At 70.4% G+C, this 21,194-nt stretch carries 19 protein-coding genes; 9 read left to right on the top strand and 10 right to left on the bottom strand.

The window, feature by feature from the left end; genetic code table 11:
• Positions 1-62: 62 nt before the first annotated feature.
• The 4 genes from LXB15_RS20150 to hemC form a co-directional block, all read right to left on the bottom strand.
• Positions 63-1,691, bottom strand: a complete 1,629-nt coding sequence (locus LXB15_RS20150; RefSeq protein ID WP_233950132.1) for a heme biosynthesis protein HemY — start codon at positions 1,689-1,691, stop codon at positions 63-65.
• Positions 1,692-1,700: 9 nt separating this feature from the next.
• Positions 1,701-4,037, bottom strand: coding sequence for a COG4223 family protein (locus LXB15_RS20145; protein WP_233950131.1), 2,337 nt, complete (start codon positions 4,035-4,037; stop codon positions 1,701-1,703).
• Between the two features lie 127 nt (positions 4,038-4,164).
• The gene (locus LXB15_RS20140) at positions 4,165-4,857 is read right to left on the bottom strand and encodes a uroporphyrinogen-III synthase (RefSeq protein ID WP_233950130.1); all 693 of its coding nucleotides are present in this window, start codon (positions 4,855-4,857) and stop codon (positions 4,165-4,167) included.
• 25 nt (positions 4,858-4,882) lie between these two features.
• Complete coding sequence (hemC, locus tag LXB15_RS20135) at positions 4,883-5,821, bottom strand: hydroxymethylbilane synthase (RefSeq protein WP_233950129.1); 939 nt, start codon at positions 5,819-5,821, stop codon at positions 4,883-4,885.
• Between the two features lie 171 nt (positions 5,822-5,992).
• Between hemC and tsaD the strand changes: the two genes are divergently transcribed.
• The 6 genes from tsaD (at position 5,993) to LXB15_RS20105 (ending at position 9,864) form a co-directional block, all read left to right on the top strand.
• Positions 5,993-7,081 carry a tRNA (adenosine(37)-N6)-threonylcarbamoyltransferase complex transferase subunit TsaD gene (gene tsaD, locus LXB15_RS20130; RefSeq protein ID WP_233950128.1) on the top strand — a complete coding sequence of 363 codons (1,089 nt, stop codon included), beginning with the start codon at positions 5,993-5,995 and terminating at the stop codon, positions 7,079-7,081.
• Positions 7,078-8,058 (top strand): NAD(P)H-dependent glycerol-3-phosphate dehydrogenase, encoded by a 981-nt coding sequence (locus LXB15_RS20125; RefSeq protein WP_233950127.1) that lies wholly within the window; start codon positions 7,078-7,080, stop codon positions 8,056-8,058. The genes tsaD and LXB15_RS20125 overlap by 4 nt, the downstream gene beginning before the upstream one ends.
• A gap of 77 nt (positions 8,059-8,135) precedes the next feature.
• Positions 8,136-8,426 (top strand): YciI-like protein, encoded by a 291-nt coding sequence (locus LXB15_RS20120; protein WP_233950126.1) that lies wholly within the window; start codon positions 8,136-8,138, stop codon positions 8,424-8,426.
• Positions 8,427-8,440: 14 nt separating this feature from the next.
• Positions 8,441-8,878 carry an EVE domain-containing protein gene (locus LXB15_RS20115; RefSeq protein ID WP_233950125.1) on the top strand — a complete coding sequence of 146 codons (438 nt, stop codon included), beginning with the start codon at positions 8,441-8,443 and terminating at the stop codon, positions 8,876-8,878.
• A 79-nt stretch (positions 8,879-8,957) separates the two neighbouring features.
• Positions 8,958-9,182 (top strand): DUF3072 domain-containing protein, encoded by a 225-nt coding sequence (locus tag LXB15_RS20110; protein WP_233950124.1) that lies wholly within the window; start codon positions 8,958-8,960, stop codon positions 9,180-9,182.
• Positions 9,183-9,219: 37 nt separating this feature from the next.
• On the top strand, positions 9,220-9,864 hold the full coding sequence (locus LXB15_RS20105) for a methyltransferase (RefSeq protein ID WP_233950123.1): 645 nt from the start codon (positions 9,220-9,222) through the stop codon (positions 9,862-9,864).
• A gap of 21 nt (positions 9,865-9,885) precedes the next feature.
• On the opposite strand, the gene LXB15_RS20100 is transcribed toward LXB15_RS20105, so the two are convergent.
• Positions 9,886-12,201, bottom strand: coding sequence for an FdhF/YdeP family oxidoreductase (locus LXB15_RS20100; protein ID WP_233950122.1), 2,316 nt, complete (start codon positions 12,199-12,201; stop codon positions 9,886-9,888).
• A 197-nt stretch (positions 12,202-12,398) separates the two neighbouring features.
• Entirely contained in the window at positions 12,399-12,932 is a 534-nt protein-coding gene (locus tag LXB15_RS20095; protein WP_233950121.1) for a L,D-transpeptidase, read from the bottom strand.
• 117 nt (positions 12,933-13,049) lie between these two features.
• Between LXB15_RS20095 and LXB15_RS20090 the strand changes: the two genes are divergently transcribed.
• Positions 13,050-13,733: a response regulator transcription factor gene (locus LXB15_RS20090; protein WP_233950120.1), complete on the top strand. Its 684-nt coding sequence runs from the start codon at positions 13,050-13,052 to the stop codon at positions 13,731-13,733.
• 233 nt (positions 13,734-13,966) lie between these two features.
• Positions 13,967-14,422: a cyclic nucleotide-binding domain-containing protein gene (locus tag LXB15_RS20085; RefSeq protein WP_233950119.1), complete on the top strand. Its 456-nt coding sequence runs from the start codon at positions 13,967-13,969 to the stop codon at positions 14,420-14,422.
• On the opposite strand, the gene LXB15_RS20080 is transcribed toward LXB15_RS20085, so the two are convergent.
• Both LXB15_RS20080 and LXB15_RS20075 read right to left on the bottom strand, forming a co-directional pair.
• Complete coding sequence (locus LXB15_RS20080; protein ID WP_233950118.1) at positions 14,419-15,582, bottom strand: DUF2235 domain-containing protein; 1,164 nt, start codon at positions 15,580-15,582, stop codon at positions 14,419-14,421. The two genes, LXB15_RS20085 and LXB15_RS20080, sit on opposite strands and share 4 nt — an antisense overlap.
• 80 nt (positions 15,583-15,662) lie before the next feature.
• On the bottom strand, positions 15,663-16,472 hold the full coding sequence (locus LXB15_RS20075) for an exodeoxyribonuclease III (protein WP_233950117.1): 810 nt from the start codon (positions 16,470-16,472) through the stop codon (positions 15,663-15,665).
• A gap of 120 nt (positions 16,473-16,592) precedes the next feature.
• Between LXB15_RS20075 and LXB15_RS20070 the strand changes: the two genes are divergently transcribed.
• Positions 16,593-17,477 carry an alpha/beta fold hydrolase gene (locus LXB15_RS20070; protein WP_233950116.1) on the top strand — a complete coding sequence of 295 codons (885 nt, stop codon included), beginning with the start codon at positions 16,593-16,595 and terminating at the stop codon, positions 17,475-17,477.
• 3 nt (positions 17,478-17,480) lie between these two features.
• Here LXB15_RS20070 and LXB15_RS20065 read toward each other — a convergent pair whose 3' ends face one another.
• A complete protein-coding gene (locus LXB15_RS20065) occupies positions 17,481-18,134 on the bottom strand; it encodes an outer membrane lipoprotein carrier protein LolA (protein ID WP_233950115.1) in 654 nt (217 codons plus the stop codon).
• Positions 18,135-18,257: 123 nt separating this feature from the next.
• Positions 18,258-21,095: a DNA translocase FtsK gene (locus LXB15_RS20060; protein ID WP_233953265.1), complete on the bottom strand. Its 2,838-nt coding sequence runs from the start codon at positions 21,093-21,095 to the stop codon at positions 18,258-18,260.
• Between the last annotated feature and the right edge of the window lie 99 nt (positions 21,096-21,194).

The raw sequence follows: 21,194 nt of genomic DNA, 5'->3' as shown, positions 1-21,194 counted from the left end.
CCGCAACCCGGCCGCCCGAGGCGGCCGGCAATGAAGGGTCGGCCGGACGACGCGTGACGGCGTCATGCGAAGCGGGCTTCCTTGCGTTCCTCGTCGGTCGGCACCGGCTGCTTTTTCGGCGCGCCGGCGGGCTCGGTGGCCCCGGCACCGACCGGCGCGACGGGCTTGCCGGCACCGTTGGACAAAGGCTCGGCAGCGGTCGTCGCCTGCGGTCCTGCCGGAGCCGGCGTCGGCGCAGGCTTCTCTTGCGCAACCGCACTGGCGGGTACGGGGCTGACGACGGGTGTCGGCGTCGCGCTGCCGCCGAGGACCGTCGCTGCGGGTGGCGCCTCGCGGTCCGCTTCGATGGTCTTCGCGTCGTCTCCGGCCTGCGCCTCGATCAGCGGGCCCTCCTCGGTGCCGATCCGCTCCACCGGCACCTTCCACTGGAACGCGTCGAGCCGGCCGGTCACAGGAGAAACCGGTGCCCAATGCTCGGCCACGACGCCGTCGGCGGTCCACGCCGGATCGCGCGGCGCCCGGATGGCGCGGGCGAGCCACTCCCGCACCCGGCCGATCTCGCCGGTGTCTTCTTCCTCGATGTCGGCGAGGAGCAGGTAGACGCTCTCGCGCGGGCCCGCGTCCGCCGCCGCCAATGCCGCCGAGCGCGCCAGCTTCAGGTCGCCGGCGTCGAGCGCCGCCCGTGCCAGGCAGATCTCCGCCTCCACATTTCCTGCCCGCAGACCGTGCAGCTTCTGCGCGCGCTTCAGCCGGTCGGCCGGCGAATCGCCCGGGCGGGCGTGCACATAGGCCTCGGCGATCTCCGGATGCGGATTGTTGATCCAGCTCGTTTCGAGGATCTTCGAGCCGCGGCGAAGATCGCCCAGCCGGAACAGCGCCTGCGCGGCGACGAGGCCGGCGGGCACCAGATCCGGCGCCAGCTTGTGCGCCTCGACACCGGCCGTGCGCGCCGTCGCCGGGTCGCCCTCGGCGGCGGCCATCGCCTTGGCGGTCAGCAGCACGGCGCGCAGCCGCTTGGAATCGTCGCGGTCGATCATCCGCGTGTTCTTCTGCGCCTCGAGAATCTCCAGGGCGCCGTTCCAGTCGCCGGCAAGCGACTTCGATTCCAGCACCGCACCGCCGGCCCAGGGCACGTGCGGGGCGATCCGCACCGCGCGCTCGGCATAGTGGCGTGCCGCACCCTCGTCGCCGACCCGCTCTGCCTCCAGGAACAGGCCGCGCAGCGCGAGGAGACGGGTCTCCGGGTCGCGCTCCATGTGCTCGAAGGTCGAGCGGGCGCGGGCATGGTCGCCCTCGATCATCGCGGTCTGCGCGTCGAGGAAGCGGATCAGCGGTTCCTTCTGGACGTCGAGCAGCTTGCTGCTGCGCTTGGTCATCCGGCGCGCCAGCACCGCGTCGCCGGCGCCGGCCGCGATGATCCCGCTCGACAGCGCCTGGTAGCCGCGGTCGCGTCGGCGGGTGTTCCACCAGTTGCCGATCGCCCCCGGCGTCCTGAAGAAGGCGCTGACCAGCCAGACCACCAGCAGCACCGCGGCGATCAGCAGGCCGAGCGCGATGATGAAGACCATCAGGCTCATGTCGACCTGCTGGCCCTGCCACACGAAGCTGACCTGGCCGGGATTGTCGGCCAGCCAGGCAAAACCCATGCCGGCGGCGAGGACGACGAGAAGGAAGGCGAGGATTCGCAGCATGGGAGTTCCTTAGCCCTGATTTTCCGTGGCGGCGGGCTCTGTCGCCGCCGGCGTCGCATTACCGCTCCCGGATGCCGCGGGCGCTGCCGACAGCGTCTCCGACACGATCTGCTCTGCGCTAAGCCGGGCCGCGACGTCCTCGGCGAAATCCGCGCTGGCGTCCTTGGCCGGCTGCGGCAGGGCCTGCCACTCCGCCTGCCAGGCGGCGAGATCGCCGCTGGTGATGGCCGCGTCGAGGCGCGACAGCGCCGCCGCGGGCCCCGGTTCGCTGGCGGGAGCCGGTCCCGCCGGCCTTACCTGGACCAGCGAGCGCAAGCCGGAGAGCAACTGCTCGCCGACGGGCGCATCCGGCTGGGCCGGGCGCAGCGCGTCCGCGATCCGGGCCTCGACGGCCGGCCAGGCAGCCGTGAGCGCCGCCATCGACGGCGCCCCGTCCGCCGCGAACTGGCGGAGCGATTCCGCCGAGCCGCCGGCCTGCGCATAGGTCTCGAGCTCGGCCATGAACGGGCCGCCGCGATCGATGGCGGATTTCAGATTGGCCGCGGCCAGCGCCGAGTCGGCCCGGCGGTTTCGCTGCTCCATCGCGGCGAGGCGCTCGTCGAAGCCGGCCAGTGCACCGTCGATGCGGGCACCCGCCTGCTCGGCGGCTTCCTGGGCGGAAGCGGCGGTGTCGCGCGCCTGGTTGGCGGCTTCCTGGGCGGCGGTCGACGCCGCATTGGCGGCGTTGGCGGTTTCCTGGGCGGCGGATGCCGTTTGCTGGGCGGCCTCGGCCGCCTGCTGGGCGCCGGTGGCGGCCTGCTGCGCCGCGGTGGCAGTCTCGCCCGCGCCACTCGCTGCCTGCCGCGCCGCGGCCGCCGCCTCGCTCGCCTGCTGCATCCCGGCAGTGGTGGATTGCTCGAGCGAATCGATGCGCTGCCCCAGCGCGGTGAGCTGCTCGGTGGTGGCGAGACCCTCGACCGGCGGAGCCGCGGCAGCGCCCTCCATCTGCTGGCGAAGCGTCACCACTTCGCCGTTCAGCGCCTCGAACTGCTCGGGGGTGACGGATGCCACCTGCTCGCCCTGCTCGGCCTCGCCGAGCGATGGCAGCACGCCGCTGGCCTGCAGCGCTGCTCCACCACCCAAGGCGATGAGTGCACCGACGACGCCTGCGGCGAGCGCCGTCCCGAAGCCGCTGCCGGTCTTCGCCGGCTCCGCGGGGCGGGTCGGCGTGGACGTCGCCGCAGGGCGGGAACTCGTCGACGACGCAGAGCTGCCGGAGGCGGGCGAACCCGCACCCGTGCCCGTCACACCTGACTTTGCAGCCGCTGCGCCGGTGGGCGCCGCCGCGGACGCGGTCCCTTGATCCCTGGAACTGCCCGACGGGGAAGACGATGCCGGAGAAGACGGGCCCGACGGCCGCGTCGACGTCGCGCTGCCAGGCGTGCTGGCCGACGATCCCGAAACGCCGGCGGACGGGGTCGCCGAGGCGCCTGGCCTGGAAGACCCGGCGGACGAAGTAGACGCAGCCGCCGTGGAAGGGCTCGAAGCCGCCGCGCCGGTGGGCTTGGCACTGCTCGTACCGGCGCCGGATGCCGACGTACCGGCTGGCTTGGCACCGCTCTCACCGGAGGAAGCCGTTGCGCCGCTCGTGCTCGAAATCGCCGCGCTGGCGGAGGTAGCGCCGCCGGAAACTGCCGCACCGGCGGGCTTGGCACCGCTCGCGCTCGAACCGGCGGAGGCCGCGGCATGGCCCGGCGTGCTGCCGGCCAGCGGCGGTGCGCCCGCCGGGGTCGCCGGCTGCTTCGGCGAGGACGATCCGGCGGCGGGCGTCGCGCTCGCTGCCGAGGCGCCGCCGATGCTGGGCGCAACGCCGCGAACGGTGGCCGGCACAGCGCTCGATGCGCCGACCGTCGTCGCCGGCTTAGCGCTGCCGTCGGCTAGCTTCCTGTCGGCGTCGCCGCCGGCGGGCTTCTTGTCGGTTTCCGCAGACTTGGGCGGATGCGGCGCGTCGGGGGCGAGGCCCTCCTCGGCGGCGAACTCCGCCAGCGTCTCGCTGCCCTTGGCGTCGCTGGCCTTCGTCGACGTGTATTTCACGCCGGATGACGAGGAGCTCTTGCTGCTGGTCGAACCGGCGGCAGCGGAAGCTGCGGCGGGTTTCGTGCCGGACGACGCCGAAGGGGACGGCGCCGCACCCGGCTTGGCCTCGCCCGCCGGCACCCCGCGTCCCGCCGCGCTCTTGGGTTCGTCCGGACGCGCCGATTCGCTGTCGGCCTTGTTCTTGTCGCCGTCTGTCACTGGTTCAGCCTTCAGGTCGATCGTCTGGCCGCGCGTCTTGCTCGGCTTCGAGCGCCGGGGACGGTTGGTCATCGAATTAGCTCCATTCTCGCCGGACAGGCGGCTGCGCGGGTCCGAACCACCGCAGCGCACCGCGCCGACATTGGTCCTTCATTCGCACCGGTCGCGCAAGCAGCGGTCTCTCAAGGCAGGAACTAGGTTAGCCGAGCCATTCGAAAAGCGAAGCAAGCGTCCTGTCGGGCGAAATCCGCGTGTGGCGGCGAAGTTCCGCCGTCAGCGCCGTCGCAATCCGCGCCGACAGCGCCAGCACCGTCGGCAGCGGCGCGAAGTTTTCCGGCATGGCGCGGCAGAGCCCGGCAAACGCCGTCGCCTGCCCGACGGACAGCACCAGCACATGGTCCGGGGACCGCCCACCGAGCACCCGTTGCACCGTCGCGCCGTCGGGCTGCAGCGGCCGGATGGCGTAGACCTCCCAGACCGCGCAGCCGATGCCGGCTTCCGCCAATCCGGCTTCCAGCGTCCCGGTCCGGGTGCGGCCAGCCGCGTAGAGGATCGTGTCGCCGACCGGCAGCGAAGCTTTCGCCAGGGCCGCGATGCCGTCGGCGGCGCCGTCCGCGACCCGGACGTCCAGAAAGCCGGCGTCCCGGGCGGCCGCGGCCGTCGCCTCCCCGACCGCGAAGAGCGGCCGCGCATCGTCCGGGAAGGCCTTGGCCAGCGGCGCGACCGCATGGGCGCTGGTCGCCGCGAAGGCGGCGAAGCGTCCCTCAGGCGGTGGCGCGCCGAGCATTTCGGCGGCTTCCAGCGGCAGCACCAGCGGCTCGTGGCCGCGCGCCGCCAGTTCCCTTGCCGTCCGCTCGGCGGCGGCGGCCTCGCGCAGGATCAGGACGCGCATGCGCCGGGCGCCCGCGCCGGTCCGTTCACATCGCCCATCCGGCGAAGAAGTCGGGCCCTGCCTCCTCCAGCACGTCGCGCCCGGCCATCCGGCCGATCGTCGCGGCGTCCTCGGCGAGCCCCGTCCGCCGCGTCTCGTGCATCCGGACGCCGTCTGGCGTCAGGATCATGCCGTGCAGCGTCATCGAACCGTCCTCGTGCATCTCGGCATGGGCGGCGATCGGGGTGCGGCAGGAGCCGTCGAGCTCGGCGAGGAACGCCCGCTCCGCCGTCAGCGCGACCGTCGTGTGGTGGTCGGCGATCGCCGCGACGAGATCGGCGGTCGCCTGGTCGCCCGCCCGGCCTTCGATGCAGATCGCGCCCTGTCCCGGCGCCGGCGGAAAGCTGACCACGTCGAGGACCTCCGTCGCGACGTGGCTCATTTCCAGCCGGTTCAGCCCGGCGAGCGCCAGCAGCGTGGCGTCGACCTGGCCCTCCTCCAGCTTGCGCAGCCGGCTTTGGACGTTGCCGCGGAAGGTGATGACCTCGAGATCGGGCCGCAGCCGCTTCAGCAGCGACTGCCGCCGCAGCGACGCCGAGCCGACGACCGCGCCGTGCGGCAGTTCGGCGATGGTGCGCACCTCGCGGCCGATGAAGGCATCGCGCACGTCCTCGCGCGGCAGGAAGGCGGTGATCGCCAGCCCGTCCGGGATCGCCGTCGCCATGTCCTTCGACGAATGCACCGCGATGTCGATCTCGCCGCCGAGCAGCGCCAGCTCGATCTCCTTGGTGAACAGGCCCTTGCCGCCCACTTCCGACAGCGGCCGGTCGAGGATCCGGTCGCCGGAGGTGGAGATCACCGTCACCTCGAAGCGCTCCGCCGGCAGGCCGTGGGCGACCATCAGCCGGGCCCGCACCTCGCTGGCCTGCGCCAGCGCGAGCTGGCTGCCGCGTGTTCCGATGCGGATGATGCCGTCCGTCGCCAAGGCGGGCCTCCCGGTTCATTGCTTCCGCGGCTTGCGCCGCGCCGGCCTCGCGGCGCGGTCCTCATGCATAGAAGATCGGAGCGGCGAAGATCAATCGCGGGCGGGCCCGCCACCACCCGCGGCTTCCATCTTGCGCCGGAACCGGTAGAACGGCGGCGCGAAGGGAAGCCCATGACCGCGACACCGATCCTCGGCATCGAGACGAGCTGCGACGAGACCGCCGCGGCGGTGGTCGGCCGCGACCGTGACGGCGCGCCGGTGATCCTCGCCAATGTCGTGCTCAGCCAAGTCGAGGAACATGCCGCCTTCGGCGGCGTCGTGCCGGAGATCGCGGCGCGCGCGCATGTCGAGGCGCTGGACGGCATCGTCCGTGCCGCCATGGACGACGCCGGGCTCGGCTTCGGCGACCTCGCGGCCATCGCCGCCACCACCGGCCCCGGCCTCGTCGGCGGACTGATCGTCGGGGCGATGACCGGCAAGGCGATCGCCGCCGCCCGGGGCCTGCCGTTCGTCGCGGTAAACCATCTCGAGGGCCACGCCCTCACTCCCCGCCTCACCGACCGGCTGGACTATCCCTACCTCCTGCTGCTGGTCTCCGGCGGCCACACCCAGATCCTGCTGGTGCGCGGCCTCGGCACCTACGAGCGCTGGGGCACAACGATCGACGACGCGCTCGGCGAGGCCTTCGACAAGACGGCCAAGCTGCTGCAGCTGCCGCAGCCGGGCGGCCCCAATGTCGAGCGTAGGGCGGCCACCGGGGACGCCACGCGTTTTGCCCTGCCGCGGCCGCTGCGCGGCGAGGCCCGGCTCGATTTCTCGTTCTCCGGGTTGAAGACCGCGCTCCGCCAGGCCGCCGAAGCCGCCGCGCCGCTTTCCGACGGCGATGTCGCCGATCTCTGCGCCAGCTTCCAGGCGGCGGCCGCCGACAGCCTCGCCGACCGCACCCGACGGGCGCTGGAGCGGTTCCGTGCCGAGTTCCCCGACCTTGCCGACCCGGTGCTGGCCGTCGCCGGCGGTGTTGCCGCCAATCGGGCGATCCGCACCGCGCTGGAAGCCGAGGCCGGAAAGGCCGGCGTCCGGCTCGTCGCACCGCCCGCCGCGCTCTGCACCGACAACGCCGCGATGGTCGCCTATGCCGGGCTCGAGCGCTTCGAGGCCGGTCTCGTCGACGGGCTGGAGGCGCCGGTGCGCTCGCGCTGGCCGCTCGACGCCGGCGCCGTGCCGCTGGTCGGCTTCGGCCGCCGGGGAGCCAAGGCATGAGCCGCTTCGCCGTCGTCGGCGCCGGCGCCTGGGGCACCGCGCTCGCCAGCCTCTACGCGCGGGCCGGCCACGCCGTCACCATCCTCGCCCGCGACGCCGACACCGTTCGGGCCATCGAGGCGGACCGCTGCAATCCGCGCTATCTACCGGACCTGACGCTGCCCGAGGGACTGCACGCGACGCTCGATCCGGATACCGCGCTCGGCGATGCCGGGATCGTGCTGCTGGTCGTGCCGACCCAGAGCCTGCGCGCCGCCGCCACCGCCCTGAAGCCGCATCTGCGCCCGGATCAGCTGGTCGTGCTCTGCTCCAAGGGCATCGAGCAGGACACCGGCCGCTTTGCCTCCGACATCCTCGCCGAGGAACTGCCCGGCCACCGCCTCGCGGTCCTTTCCGGCCCGAGCTTTGCCGCCGACGTCGCGCGCGGCCTGCCGACGGCGGTGACCATCGCCGCCGACGAGACCGAGGCCGCCGACGAGGCGGCGCGGCTGCTCTCGACCGAAACGTTCCGTGGTTATGCCGCGACCGACATGCGCGGCGTCGAGGCCGGCGGCGCCCTCAAGAACGTGCTGGCGCTCGCCGCAGGCGCCGTCGCCGGGCGCGGCCTCGGCGCCTCGGCGCAGGCCGCGGTGATCACCCGGGGCTTCGTCGAGCTGCGCCGTCTGGGCGCCGCGCTCGGTGGCCGGCCGGAGACGCTGATGGGGCTTTCCGGGCTGGGCGACCTCATCCTCACCTGCTCGAGCCCGCAATCGCGCAATTTCGCCTATGGCGTCGCGCTCGGCCGCGGCGAGGATCGCGCCGGGCTGAAGCTCGCCGAGGGCGTCCACACCGCCGGCATCGCCGCCCGGCTCGCCGAAGAGCGCGGCATCGATGCGCCGATCATCGCCACGGTCGCGAAGATCCTTGCCGGCGGCATGGATGTCGGCGAGGCGGTGCAGGCGCTCTTGGCGCGTCCGCTGAAGCGCGAATTCGATTGATGCCCGCCCCAGGCTCGCTAATTTGCCGCCGCGGCCATGCGGCCGCCTTCAACCAGAACTGACCCGAGGAAAACCCGATGCTCTATGCCCTGCTCTGCGACGACAAGCCGAACTCCCTGCAACTGCGCATGGACACGCGGACGGAGCATCTGGCCCATCTGAACGGCCTCGGCGACGCGCTGAAATTCGCCGGCCCGTTCCTCGACGAGAACGACAAGCCCTGCGGCAGCATGGTGGTGATCGAGGCGGACAGCCGCGAAGCGGCCAAGGCAATTGCCGACCGCGACCCCTATGCCGTCGCCGGCCTGTTCGAGACCGTCACCGTGCGGCCCTGGAACTGGGCGATCAAGAACCCGGCCGCCGGCTGAACGGGAGCACCATCATGCGCTACTGGCTGTTCAAGTCCGAGCCCGAGAAATGGTCCTTCGACCAGCAGAAGCAGGCCGGCGCCAAGGGCCAGGAATGGGACGGGGTCCGCAACTACCAGGCGCGCAATTTCATGCGCGAGATGGCGGTCGGCGACCGCGGCTTCTTCTACCACTCCAACGAGGGCAAGGCGGTGGTCGGCATCGTCGAGGTGGTCGCCGAGGCGCATCCGGATTCGACCGCCCCGGACGGCAAGTGGGAGTGCGTCGACATCAAAGCGGTGATGGACGTGCCGAACCCCGTCACGCTCGATGCGGCCAAGGCCGAGCCGGCGCTGAAGGACATGGTGCTGGTCAACAATTCCCGGCTCTCGGTCCAGCCGGTGACGGAGGCCGAGTTTGCCAGGGTCTGCGAGATGGGCGGGCTCGACCCGGCCAAGGCCGCGAAGGGCTGAGGCGCGTTGCTCGGTCGCAGGGCGGAACCAGCACCGGCGAAGAACATTTCCGGAACAACATCATCTCCGGAGATCAACCATGGCAACGCCCGACCCGAAGAACGACAACACCTCGAACACCGAGAAGGACCCAGCGGAATGGACCACCGGCGGCGAGCCGATGACCGGCGCGCAGGGCTCCTATCTGAAGACGCTCTGCGAGGAGACCGGCCACGAATTCGATGCGGGCCTGTCCAAGGCGGACGCCTCGATCCTGATCGACAAGCTCCGCGCCGAGAGCGACAGGGTGAAGGCCGAGGGCTGAGCCGCCTTACCGTCACCCGCATGGGACGACGGTACGGATGAAGCGCGACGACTTCATCCGTGCCAACACGGCCATCCTCCGCCCTCCACACGTTCCCGAGATCCGTCTTCATCTCGCCGACGAGGCCCATGGCCTCTGGCAGAAGACCGAGACCGAGCTTGATGCGATCGGCCTGCCGCCGCCGTTCTGGGCATTTGCCTGGGCCGGCGGCCAGGGGCTGGCGCGGCATGTGCTCGACCACCCGGACTGCGTCGCCGGGCGCACCGTCCTCGACTTCGCGGCCGGCTCAGGCCTAATGGCCATCGCCGCGGCGATGGCGGGCGCCGCCGTCGTCACCGCTGTCGACACCGATCCGTTCTGCGGCGACGCTATCCGCCTCAACGCCAACCTGAACGGCGTCGCGATCGGTTTCGACGGAAGCGACAGGATCGGCGGCGCCGTGGCGGCCGACATGCTGCTGGCCGGCGACGTGTTCTTCGACCGCGAACTCGCCGCACGGCTGATCCCGTGGTTCGACGATCTCGCCCGCGGGGGCGTCACGATCCTCGTCGGCGACCCCGGACGGGCCTATTTGCCCCGCGACCGGCTCGAGCGTCTCGCCACCTACGCTGTGCCGGTGACGCGGGCCCTGGAAGATGCCGAAATCAAACAGGTCTCGGTGTGGCGGTGGCGGCCGGCCTGATACCGGACCGGCCGCTCCCGGTCAGGCGGCGGGCCGCTTGATCAGCCGCACCGGGATCGACTTGGCCGCCGGCACATGCGCCCGGCGCGAATGGTGCCAGAGCGGCATCAGCGCGTTCAGCTCCGGATAATAACCGGCGACATTGCCCTTCGGCACCGAGAAGGCGTGAACGCGGTAGTCCTCGACACGCCGCGACACGCCGTCGTCGGCATGCGTCTCGACATCGACGCGGTCGTCGTCCCGCAAGCCCAGCCGGCGCATGTCCGCCTCGTTCATCAGGATCACCATCCGCGTGCCGCTGACGCCCCGCAGCCGGTCGTCATAGCCGTAGATCGTGGTGTTGAACTGGTCGTTGGAGCGGACCGTCATTAGCTGCAGCACGTCCTGCGGCCGCGTGTCGATGTCGGGATTGACGTCGAAGCCTTCCGGCGTCTTGAAGTTCGCCTTGCCGGTGTCCGTCCGCCATTCGCGCTTGGCGGCGCCGATGTCGCGATGGAACCCGCCCGGCTGCCGGAAGCGCTGGTTGAAATACTTGAAGTCCGTCGGGTAGGCGCGCTCGATCGCGTCGCGCACCTTGGCATAGTCCGCCGTCCATTCGTCCCACGGCACGGTGGAGCGCCCCGGAACCGTTGCCTTGGCGAGTTCCGCGACGATCTTCGGCTCGGATAGCAGTTCCTTCGAGGCCGGCTCTCGCAGCCCGTTCGATGCGTGGATGCAGGCGGTCGAGTCCTCGACCGAGACGGTCTGCTCGGCGCCCGCCTGCAGGTCGCGCTCGATGCGGCCGAGGCAGGGCAGGATGTAGCTGATCTCGGAGGTCAGCAGGTGATTGCGGTTGAGCTTCGTCGCGATCTGGACGTTGAGCCGCATCTTCGGCCAGGCTTGCTCGACCAGCCGCGTCTCCGGCACGGCGCGCGAGAAATTGCCGCCGAGCGCCACGAACCCCTTCACCGATCCGTCGATAATCCCCTGGCAGGCCTCGACCGTGTCGAGCCCCTTCTCCTTCGGCACCGTGAAGCCGTAGAATTCCTCGAACTTCTCGACCGGGATCAGGTCGGGCTTTTCGGTGATGCCGACCGTGCGCTGGCCCTGCACGTTGGAATGGCCGCGGATCGGCGAGATGCCGGCGCCGGGCTTGCCGATATTGCCGCGCATCAGCAGGAGATTGACCAGCATCTGCACGTTCTCGATGCCGTGCCGGTGCTGGGTGAGGCCCATGCCGTAATTGGCGATGACCTTCTCGGCCTTGGAGTAGACCCGCGCGACATGCTCCAGGTCGTCCCGCGTCAGGCCCGAACAGCGCTCGATCTCGCCCCAGTCGGCGGCGCGCAGGAAGGCCTCGAAGCTTTCGAAGTCGTGGCAGTGCTCCTCGATGAAGGCCGTGTCGAGCACGCGCTTCTTGCCGGCGGTCTTCGCCGCGTCGTCGAGATCCAGCAGCGCCTTGCCGATGCCGGTCATCGCGGCGATGTCGCCGCCGCCGTTCAGCTGGAAATAGTCGCTCGACATCTTCACCCCCTCGTCGGAGCTCAGCATCTCGATCGGCGACTGCGGGTTCTTGAAGCGCATCAGCCCGCGTTCCGGCAGCGGGTTGAAGGTGATCACCGGCACGCCGCGCTTGCGGGCGTCATGCACCCAATGCAGCAGCCGCGGCGCGTTCGTCCCGGTGTTGTGGCCGAAGAAGAACATCATGTCGCACTGGTCGAAATCCTCGATCGTGACCGTGCCGACCGGCGAGCCGATCGATTCCGGCAGGCCGACCGAGGTCGATTCGTGGCACATGTTGGAGGAGTCGGGCAGGTTGTTGGACCCGTAGATGCGGGCGAACAGCTGCCACATGTGCGATGCCTCGAGCGAGGCGCGGCCGGAGACGTAGAAGACGACGGATTCCGGATCGAGCTGGTTCAGTTCGGCGCCGATCTCGCGGAAGGCGTCTTCCCACTTCACCGGCACGTACTGGTCGAGGCTGCGATCGTAACGCATCGGCGTCGTCAGCCGCCCCTGCTTCTCGAGCTCGTGGTCGGTCCAGTTCAGCAGCTCGCTGACCCGATGCCGCGCGAAGAACTCGCGGTCGCAGCGCTTCGGGGTGATCTCCCAGATCGTCGCCTTGGCGCCGTTCTCGCAATATTCGAAGGCGCGAGGATTGGCAGGCTTGGCCCAGGAGCAGGAGACGCAGGCATAGCCGTCCGGCTTGTTCTGCTTCTGCAGCGTCGTCCACAGCGTCGAGGCGAGCAGGCCCTCGCTCGCGGCATGGGTGACCAGGGACTTGACCGAACCCCAGCCCCCCGTCGGCTCGTCATAGGGCTCGATCGTCGGCTTGTCGGTGATCTCGCTGCGGTCCATGGCGAATGTCCCTTTCGATGTCAGTCCAAGCAGTACCGGCCCAACTGGCGTCGGAGCTCTCTTTCGCAACTCGGCAGGCGCGGGCGGGTTGCACCCGTCGCCCCGACGCGCCGGCCGCCGAGCTGCTACGGCGGGAGAAGCTCGGCGGTCCGGGCCGCCCGGGCGCTGGGATCACGCGCGCCTGACGCCATCGTGATCTAGCGCTCGACGCGCAGCCGCGTCCGCGTCGAGAGCAACGGCGCCAGCCGCAGCATGTCGGTCGGCGAAACCGCGACGCAGCCGGCCGTCGGCGGGTATCCGGGCCGCGCGATGTGCAGGAAGATCGCGCTGCCGAGACCCCGCCCCCGCCGCCGCATGTTCCAGTCGAGCACCACGACGAAATCGTACAGCCGGTCGTCGCGCGCCATGCTCTCCGCACTCGCCGGAAAAGGCAGTCGCACCGGGCGGTTGTAGGCGGCATGCGTCGGTGCGTCGCACCACCCGTCGCGGCCGCTGCGCGTGCGCCGCACCGCCAGCCGCGTCGCCGGCAGCGGCATGCGGCCGGGGCGGAACCAGGCCGACATGAGAGCCATCGTGGCAACCGGCGTCGCCCCGTCTCCCTCGCGTTTGCGCACCGTCGTGCCGGACCGGCCGAGCGCGCAGGGCAGCCGCAGATTGCCGGCCGAAACGATCCCGCGCTGCGGCGCGCCGGGTGCCCGCCGCACCACGATCGTGCGATTTCTTGCTCTCATCGGCGGCGATCCCCCTGACGAACGGCGAAGTCCGCCTATCTGCACTCACGATTTATTACAGGCGACCGGGCCCAACCATGGCTCCATCGCCGAGACAGGACCGGACGACGACACCGCATGAGCGCACGCAGCATTCTCATTGTCGATGACGACGACGATCTCCGGCAGACGCTGGCCGAGCAGCTGGCGCTGCACGAGGAGTTCACGGTTCTCCAGGAACCGAACGCCACCAAGGCGATCAACACCGCCCGCGCCGGCCTGATCGACCTCGTGGTCATGGATGTCGGCCTGCCCGACATGGATGGACGCGAGGCGGTCAAGGTCCTGCGCAAGAGCGGGTTCAAGTCGCCGATCATCATCCTCACCGCCCAGGACACCGATTCCGACACGATCCTCGGTCTGGAAGCCGGGGCCAACGATTACGTCACCAAGCCGTTCCGCTTCGCCGTGCTGCTCGCCCGCATCCGCGCGCAGCTGCGCCAGCACGAGCAGAGCGAGGACGCGACGTTCCAGGTCGGCCCCTACGTCTTCAAGCCCAGCCAGAAGCTGCTGGTCGACGACAAGGGCGGCAAGATCCGGCTGACCGAGAAGGAGACGGCGATCATCCGCTATCTCTACAGGGCGGACCGCCGGGTGATCACCCGCGACATCCTGTTGGAGGAGGTCTGGGGCTACAATTCCGGCGTCACCACCCATACGCTGGAGACCCACGTCTACCGGCTGCGCCAGAAGATCGAGCCGGATCCGTCCAATGCCCGGATCCTGGTGACCGAATCCGGCGGCTACAAGCTCGTTCCCTGACCCGGAAAGCGACCTCGGCCACGTGAGCGTCGGCGCGCGCGTGCCGACGCCGCCGCGCCGCCGGCCGTTGCGGTTATCTTCATTTTTAACGATCAGTGTGATCTGAGGCACCGTCCGCCTTTCGACGCTTGTTGCCGTCGACGGGCGGACGCTGCCGCCGGTTCGCCACGCCCTTGTCCGGGGCGCCGAGGCGGTCGCACGGGCGAGGAACGAGGGAACGGGTCGCAGACGAGATGAGCCTGGAAAGCGACATCGCCGTACTGCGGAAGGTCCGCCTTTTCGATGATCTGGAAACCGAGCAGCTGCGCCTTCTCGCCTTCGGCGCGGAGCATCGCCGGCTGCGCGCCGGCGAATTCGTCTACCGCGAGGCGGCGCGGGCCGATGCCGGCTTCGTCATCGCCAGCGGCAGCGTCGTCCTGACGCGCGGCCGTCCGGAGCGGGAAAAATTCATTGGCCTCTTCGGCCCCGGCGACCTGCTCGGCGAACTGGCGCTGCTCACGGAGACCGTGCGGCCGGCGAGCGCCCGGGCGGAAACCGACTGCGACCTGATCCGCATCGGCCGGCCGCTGTTTCGCCGGATGCTCGAGGAGTATCCGGAATTCGCCCTCGGCGTGCAGGCGAGGCTCCGCGAGGACCTCGCCGACATGACCCGCCGCATCGGCGATCTGGAAGGCCGCTTTCGCGACTAGTCGAGCGCGGCGGCCAGATTCTTCGGCCGATATTCGATGCTCTCGGTGTCGCCCTCGTCATTGAGCACCAGCTCGACCCTCTTTCCGAACCGGTGCGCTGCACTCGGGTGGATCGTCTCGTTGATCGGGGTCAGCCGCTTTCCCTTCGCATCGGTCGGCACGTAGGCACGCTCCAGAAAGCTGGTCCGGAACGACGCGCCGCCGATCTGCCGGATCGTCGGCGTCAGGCGGTCCTTGCGCGAGAGGTTGAAGCGCGATTCGTGCTGCGGCGCGTAAGGGTCGAGCAGCCCGGCGTCCGGCAGCAGCGGCTCGGCCGGCCGATCCTCGTCCTCCCACTGCAGGGCCAACCCGCACTGCTCGGCCTTCCCGGCCATCCAGGCGAGCGGGATGTCGGCGAGGCGGCGGTTGGCATAGCCGCCGCCGACGTCGGAATGCGCCCCGGCGAACCAGCACTGCTCGACGGTCGCTCCCGGCGGCGTGGCGCCGGTCCAGAGCGTCGGCACGAACTCGTCACGATATTCGTCGATGGCGAGCGCATGGAAGGCGTTGGCGACGATCCTCGAGGGCGTGGTGTCGTGAAACTCGTGCGAGGAATCGAGCTGCAGCCCGACGATGCTCTTGGGAATGCCGAGCGCGCCGACCGTGTCCCAGACCCCCACGAAGGTGATCTGCGGGTCGTGGTGGCAGTCGCTGCCGGAAGCGGCGCAGAAATCCTTGGAGGAGCGGGGCCCGACGCGGCGATAATAGGCCCAGGCGGCGGGCAGGTCGCCGAGCCGCTGGCGCTTCAGCAGGCCGGCGCTGGCGATGAAGCCGGCAAGGCTGCGGGCCGAGAAGGCGCCGCGCGAGAAGCCGAACAGGAAGATCTCGTCCGCCGCGACGTCCTTGTCGCCATCCCTGCGGGCCGGACGGTAGTTCTGCGCCAGGAACATGTAGGCCGAGCGGATATTGTCCTCGACGCCGGCCCCTGTCGCCCCCGCCAGCAGGCGCTCGATCTGCGTGCCGGTCGATCCGACGCCGCGCAGATAGAGGACGATCTGCTGCATGTCGCCGCTGTTGCCGCGCACGGCGCGCGCGATCCGCTGGACGTTGGTCGCGCTCCTGTCGCTCTCGTCGGCATTGTTCCAGGTGCCGTCGAAGCACACCACCAGACGCTTGCGCATGTGGCTCCTCCCGCCCCCGCCGCGCGTCGCGGCCGGTCGCCGAGGCTAGGACGGGACGCCCGATCCCGCAATCGCTTGCATCACACCGGCGCGTCGGCGAAGCGCGCTATCACCGGCACATGGTCCGATGGCCGGTCCCAGCTGCGGGCATCGCTGAGCACCTCGACGTTCTGCAGCTGCGGCGCGAGGTCGTGCGAGCCCCAGACATGGTCGAGCCTGCGGCCGCGATTGGAGACGGTCCAGTCGCGGTTGCGATAGCTCCACCAGGTGAAGAGCTGGCCCTCCGGCACATGCCGGCGCATCATGTCGGTCCAGTTGCCCTCGCCCTGCGCCCGCAGCAGGCCCTCGGTCTCGACCGGCGTGTGCGAGACCACCTTCAGCAGCTGCTTGTGCGACCAGACGTCGGCCTCGAGCGGCGCGATGTTCAGATCGCCGACGAGCAGCGCCGAGACGCCCGGCTCGGCCTCGGCGTTCATCAGCCGCAGTTCCTCGACGAAATCCAGCTTGTGGCGGAACTTCGGATTGATCGCCGGGTCCGGCTCGTCGCCGCCGGCCGGCACGTAGAGATTGTGGATGCGGATGCGGCGGTCGCCGGCGGCGAGCCGGGTCGACAGGTGGCGCGCGTCGCCGACGGCGCAGAAATCCTGGCGGACGATGTCCTCGAACGACAGCCGCGAGATCGTCGCGACGCCGTGATAGCCCTTCTGCCCGTGCAGGGCGATGTGGTCGTAGCCGAGCGCCCGGAACGCCTTCTCCGGGAACTGGTCGTTCGGGCACTTGGTCTCCTGCAGGCAGAGCACGTCCGGCGCGTGCTCGCGCAGCAGCCGCTCGACCAGCGGCAGGCGCAGCCGCACCGAGTTGATGTTCCAGGTGGCGATGGAGAAGGGCATTGGCAAAGTCCGGGTGAGGTTGCGCCCGGCTTATGGCCGCGCCGCCGATACCGCAACCCTTGCCGAGACCGCCCGCTGGCCGATGTCACCGCCGGCAGCGTGCGCGGGAGGCGACAGGACATGTTCGAGGGCTTCGAGGAAAACACCATCCCCGGCGAAGGCGCCGACATCTTCGTGCGCAGTGCCGGCTCCGGCCCGCCCCTCCTCCTCTTGCACGGCTACCCGCAGACCGGCGCCATGTGGGCCGGCATCGCGCCGCGGCTCGCCGAGCGGTTCAGCGTCGTCGTCCCGGATCTGCGCGGCTACGGCCGTTCGTCGGCGCCGCCGAACACGCCGGACAATCTGGCCTATTCCAAGCGGACGATGGGCCGCGACGTCGCGGCGGTGATGACGGCGCTCGGCCATCCGCGCTTCCACGTCGCCGGCCACGACCGCGGCGGCCGCGTCGCCTACCGGATGGCGCTCGACATGCCGGAGCGCATCGACCGGTTGGCGGTGCTGGACATCGTGCCGGTGGTCGAGGTGTGGGAGCGGATGGACGCTGCCGCCGCGATGAAGGTCTATCACTGGCTGTTCTTCGCCCAGCCGGCGCCGATCCCCGAGACGCTGATCGGGGGAGACCCGGTGCTGTTCCTCGAACACACGATCGCCAGCTGGACCAAGGCGAAGACGCTGGAAGGCTTCGATGCCGCGGCGCTGGACGAATACCACCGCGCCTTCGCCCGCCCCGCCTATGTCGCCGCAAGCTGCAACGACTACCGGGCCGGCGCGACGATCGACTGGCAGCTCGACCGGGAAGACCGGGACGCCGGCCGCCGCATCGCCGCGCCGACATTGGTGCTGTGGGGTGCCGCCGGCATTCCCGGCGAAGGCCACGACCCGCTGGACGTGTGGGGACCGTGGTGCGACCGGCTCGAAGGACACGCCATCGACGCCGGCCATTTCATCGCCGAGGAGGCGCCGGAGGCAACGCTCCGGTCACTGCTCGCCTTCTTCAGGGCCTGAGCGTCAGTTGCCGGTCTGGCCCTGGCTGATCGCTGTATAGGGGATCTTGAAGGCCGAGGCCTCGAACCGGCCGCCCTGCTGGACGTCGTAGATCATCACCGACGTGTCCTTGCCCTGCTGGTCGCGGATCGTCCACTGCTTGAGCTCGTAGGTCTTGGGGTCGAACATCATGGTGATGCGCGAGGTCCCGAACACCGACTTGTCGCCCATGACGATCGTCGTGAGGTCCGGCTCTTCCTTGACGCTCTGGATGTTCGCCGCCGACAGGTCGATGCGCTGGTCGAGCAGCAGCTTCAGCGGCGTCTTCGACAGCGGATAGAGGTCCCAGGTGTTGAGCTTGCTGTTGTTGATCGCGACGTTCGACCCGTCGGCGATCACCCGCAGCGGGGTCGAGGAATAGTCGAACCGCACCTTGCCCGGCCGCTCGATGAAGAACTTGCCCTCGGTCTGCCGGCCGTTCGGATCGAACTGGATGAAGGAGCCGTGCATCGACTGGACGCTGGAGAAGTGATCGGCGATCCGCTGCGCGGCCGCGCTGGACTGCGCCGCGACGGGAGTCCCGCTCATCGGCAGCAGCGTCGCGACGGCGACGAAGGCGGCGGTGAGGACGGCGCCGAGACGGCGTCCGTGGCGGGGAAAAATGCTGGTAATGGCCATGATGGTCGAGGCTTCCCTTTCGAAGTCGCCCTTGCGTCGCCGCGGCCCGAGAGGCCGTGGCTTTCCGTTTATGTCGGGATGTGACCATGGCCGCGCAATGGGGCGCGCGGATGGCGGCAGGCCCTACATCCGGTCGTCTTCGGTCGGCACCAGGATCTCGCGCTTGCCGGCATGGTTGGCCGGACCGACGATACCCTCCTTCTCCATCCGCTCGATGATCGAGGCGGCGCGGTTGTAGCCGATCGACAGCCGCCGCTGGACGTAGGAGGTCGAGGCCTTGCCGTCGCGCAGCACCACCGCCACGGCCTGGTCGTAGAGGTCGGCACCCTCGTCGACGTCGCCGCCCGCGGCACCGCTGCCGGAAGCGCCGCCCGTGGCCCCGCCGTCCTCGTCGTCGTCCTCGAGGATCGCGTCGAGATAGTCCGGCACACCCTGCGCCTTCAGGTGCCGGACGATGTCCTCGACCTCGGCGTCGTCGACGAACGGGCCGTGGACGCGCTGGATACGGCCGCCGCCGGCCATGAACAGCATGTCGCCCATGCCGAGCAGCTGCTCGGCGCCCTGCTCCTGCAGGATCGTGCGCGAGTCTATCTTGGAGGTCACCTGGAAGGAGATGCGGGTCGGGAAGTTCGCCTTGATCGTGCCGGTGATGACGTCGACCGAGGGGCGCTGCGTCGCCATGATGACGTGGATGCCGGCGGCGCGGGCCATCTGGGCGAGGCGCTGCACCGTGCCCTCGATGTCCTTGCCGGCGACCATCATCAGGTCGGCCATTTCGTCGATGATCACCACGATGAACGGCAGCGGCTCGAGATCGAACTCCTCGGTCTCGAAGATCGGCTCGCCGCTCTCGCGGTCGAAGCCGGTCTGCACCGTCCGGGAGATCGTCTCGCCCTTCTCCAGCGCCTGGCGGACCCGCGTGTTGAAGCCGTCGATGTTGCGCACGCCCACCTTCGACATCTTGCGGTAGCGGTCCTCCATCTCCTTGACCGTCCACTTCAGCGCGACGACCGCCTTCTTCGGATCGGTGACGACCGGCGCAAGCAGATGCGGGATGCCGTCATAGACGGAGAGTTCCAGCATCTTCGGGTCGATCATGATCATCCGGCATTCCGCCGGCGTCAGCCGGTAGAGCAGCGACAGGATCATCGTGTTGATCGACACCGACTTGCCCGAGCCGGTGGTGCCGGCGACGAGCAGATGCGGCATCTTGGCGAGGTCGGCGATCACCGGTTCGCCGCCGATCGTCTTGCCGAGCGCCAGCGCCAGCCGGCTCTTGTTCTGGATGAAGCTTTCCGAGGCGATCATCTCGCGGAAATACACCGTCTCGCGCCGCTGGTTCGGCAGCTCGATGCCGATGGCGTTCTTGCCGGGGATGACTGCGACGCGCGCCGCGATGGCGCTCATCGAGCGGGCGATGTCGTCGGCCAGGCCGATCACCCGGCTCGACTTGATGCCGGGCGCCGGCTCCAGCTCGTAGAGCGTGACGACCGGGCCGGGCCGCACTTCGATGATCTCGCCCTTGACGCCGAAATCTTCCAGCACGCCCTCGAGCAGCCGGGCATTCTCCTGCAGCACCTCCGGCGACAGCGAGGAATCGCGGCTGCGCGGCTTGGGCGGGGTCAGGAAATCCACCGACGGCAGCACGAAGGGCGCCGCCTCGCCCCGCCCCGCGGCAGGCTGCAGCGCGAGAGCCCGGCCGGAGCCGCCGCGCAGCTTGCGCTGTTCGGCGGTCACCGTCGCCTGCGGCACGACGCGTGCGGCGGCTTCCGCCGGCCGGGGAGCCGGTTCGCGCGCCGGTGCGCCGGCGCGGGCCGCAACGGCACCCGCCGGGGCCTGTCCGGCCGGCGCCTCGGCCTTGCGACGGCCCGGGAAGGCGACGATGTTGCCGGCCAGCAGGCCGCGCCAGCCGCCCTGCTCCTCGGCGATCGGCGCCGCATTCGGCGACACCCGGTCGCCGGGTCCGATCACGAAGGCGTCGTCGTCGATGTCGGGGGCGGCGCCCATGTCGGCGTCGGCCTCGTCCCACGGCATGTCGAGGTCGTTCTCCGCCGCGGCCCCGGCATGGGCCGGCGCAGCGTCGTCGTCATCCATCGGATCGTAATAGTCGCCGTCCCTTGCCTCCGGCACCGAGACGCGGATCTCGCGCTGCGCGGCGCGCGGCAGCGGGGCCGGCAGCGGCGCGTCGAGATCGTCCTCGTCCTGCCAGTCGTCGAAGCGGTCGCCGAATTCGCGCGGGGCCTTCGCGGCTCGGCGCGCCTCCAGCCGGCGGCCGATCGCCGAGCGGGCCGAATAGGCGGTATGCGCGAGCGCCCCGAAGACGAGCGCGAAGCGGCTCTCGCCGGCATCCTCGTCGTCGGCGTCGTCCTGCGGGGCGGACCGGCGGCCGGCCTGCACGGGAGCCGGACCGCGACGGTCGATCAGCCCGGCGCCGTTGAGAAACAGCCAGCCTGCCGGCCCGGCCATCATCAGCGCCAGCACGACGGCCAGGAACCCTTCCGGAAACGCCCCGGTCGCCAGCGCCGGGAACTTCAGCACGATGTCGCCGGCAACGCCGCCGAGGCCGATCGGCAGAGGCCAGCCTTCGGGCGCCGGCAGGCAGCCGACGGCGGCCGCCGCCAGCACGATTCCCGCCACGCCGTACCAGGCGCGGCGCCAGATGTGGTCGATGCGCCGGCCCGACAGCAGGATCAGGCCCCAGATCGCCGGCAGCGCCACCAGCAGCGCCGCGGCGAGCCCGAAGACCTGCATGGCGAGGTCGGCGACGATGGCGCCGGAGGGGCCCGCCCAGTTTTCGACCATGTTCTGGTTCGACTGGCTGAGCGAGGGATCGGTGACCGTCCAGGTGGCGCAGGCAACGCCCAGATAAGCCGCGAGGCCGAGCAGGCCGGCCGCCCCCGCGATCTCCCCCTGCCGCCGGATGAAGGAGGTTTCCCCCTCGCGCGTCGCCGTCTGTGCCATCGCCATCGCCCTGTCTCGACTCCTCGGACCCTGCCCCGCCGGGCTAGTCCGCTGCTTGCGGCGAGACTAGGAGGGCGAGGTTAAGACCCGCTTAAGCTT

The organism is Aurantimonas sp. HBX-1, from assembly GCF_021391535.1.
In the GTDB taxonomy this organism is placed as follows: domain Bacteria; phylum Pseudomonadota; class Alphaproteobacteria; order Rhizobiales; family Rhizobiaceae; genus Aurantimonas.
Note: the sequence above shows the minus strand (reverse complement) of the source record. Positions and strands in the feature narration are given on the sequence as shown.

What these genes read in the sequence shown, in the direction of transcription:
- LXB15_RS20150 (WP_233950132.1), bottom strand. Translation starts at nt 1,691, where the DNA reads ATGCTGCGAATCCTCGCCTTCCTTCTCGTCGTCCTCGCCGCCGGCATG.
- LXB15_RS20145 (WP_233950131.1), bottom strand. Translation starts at nt 4,037, where the DNA reads ATGACCAACCGTCCCCGGCGCTCGAAGCCGAGCAAGACGCGCGGCCAG.
- LXB15_RS20140 (WP_233950130.1), bottom strand. Translation starts at nt 4,857, where the DNA reads ATGCGCGTCCTGATCCTGCGCGAGGCCGCCGCCGCCGAGCGGACGGCA.
- tsaD (WP_233950128.1), top strand. Translation starts at nt 5,993, where the DNA reads ATGACCGCGACACCGATCCTCGGCATCGAGACGAGCTGCGACGAGACC.
- LXB15_RS20125 (WP_233950127.1), top strand. Translation starts at nt 7,078, where the DNA reads ATGAGCCGCTTCGCCGTCGTCGGCGCCGGCGCCTGGGGCACCGCGCTC.
- LXB15_RS20120 (WP_233950126.1), top strand. Translation starts at nt 8,136, where the DNA reads ATGCTCTATGCCCTGCTCTGCGACGACAAGCCGAACTCCCTGCAACTG.
- LXB15_RS20115 (WP_233950125.1), top strand. Translation starts at nt 8,441, where the DNA reads ATGCGCTACTGGCTGTTCAAGTCCGAGCCCGAGAAATGGTCCTTCGAC.
- LXB15_RS20110 (WP_233950124.1), top strand. Translation starts at nt 8,958, where the DNA reads ATGGCAACGCCCGACCCGAAGAACGACAACACCTCGAACACCGAGAAG.
- LXB15_RS20105 (WP_233950123.1), top strand. Translation starts at nt 9,220, where the DNA reads ATGAAGCGCGACGACTTCATCCGTGCCAACACGGCCATCCTCCGCCCT.
- LXB15_RS20100 (WP_233950122.1), bottom strand. Translation starts at nt 12,201, where the DNA reads ATGGACCGCAGCGAGATCACCGACAAGCCGACGATCGAGCCCTATGAC.
- LXB15_RS20095 (WP_233950121.1), bottom strand. Translation starts at nt 12,932, where the DNA reads ATGAGAGCAAGAAATCGCACGATCGTGGTGCGGCGGGCACCCGGCGCG.
- LXB15_RS20090 (WP_233950120.1), top strand. Translation starts at nt 13,050, where the DNA reads ATGAGCGCACGCAGCATTCTCATTGTCGATGACGACGACGATCTCCGG.
- LXB15_RS20085 (WP_233950119.1), top strand. Translation starts at nt 13,967, where the DNA reads ATGAGCCTGGAAAGCGACATCGCCGTACTGCGGAAGGTCCGCCTTTTC.
- LXB15_RS20080 (WP_233950118.1), bottom strand. Translation starts at nt 15,582, where the DNA reads ATGCGCAAGCGTCTGGTGGTGTGCTTCGACGGCACCTGGAACAATGCC.
- LXB15_RS20075 (WP_233950117.1), bottom strand. Translation starts at nt 16,472, where the DNA reads ATGCCCTTCTCCATCGCCACCTGGAACATCAACTCGGTGCGGCTGCGC.
- LXB15_RS20070 (WP_233950116.1), top strand. Translation starts at nt 16,593, where the DNA reads ATGTTCGAGGGCTTCGAGGAAAACACCATCCCCGGCGAAGGCGCCGAC.
- LXB15_RS20065 (WP_233950115.1), bottom strand. Translation starts at nt 18,134, where the DNA reads ATGGCCATTACCAGCATTTTTCCCCGCCACGGACGCCGTCTCGGCGCC.
- LXB15_RS20060 (WP_233953265.1), bottom strand. Translation starts at nt 21,095, where the DNA reads ATGGCACAGACGGCGACGCGCGAGGGGGAAACCTCCTTCATCCGGCGG.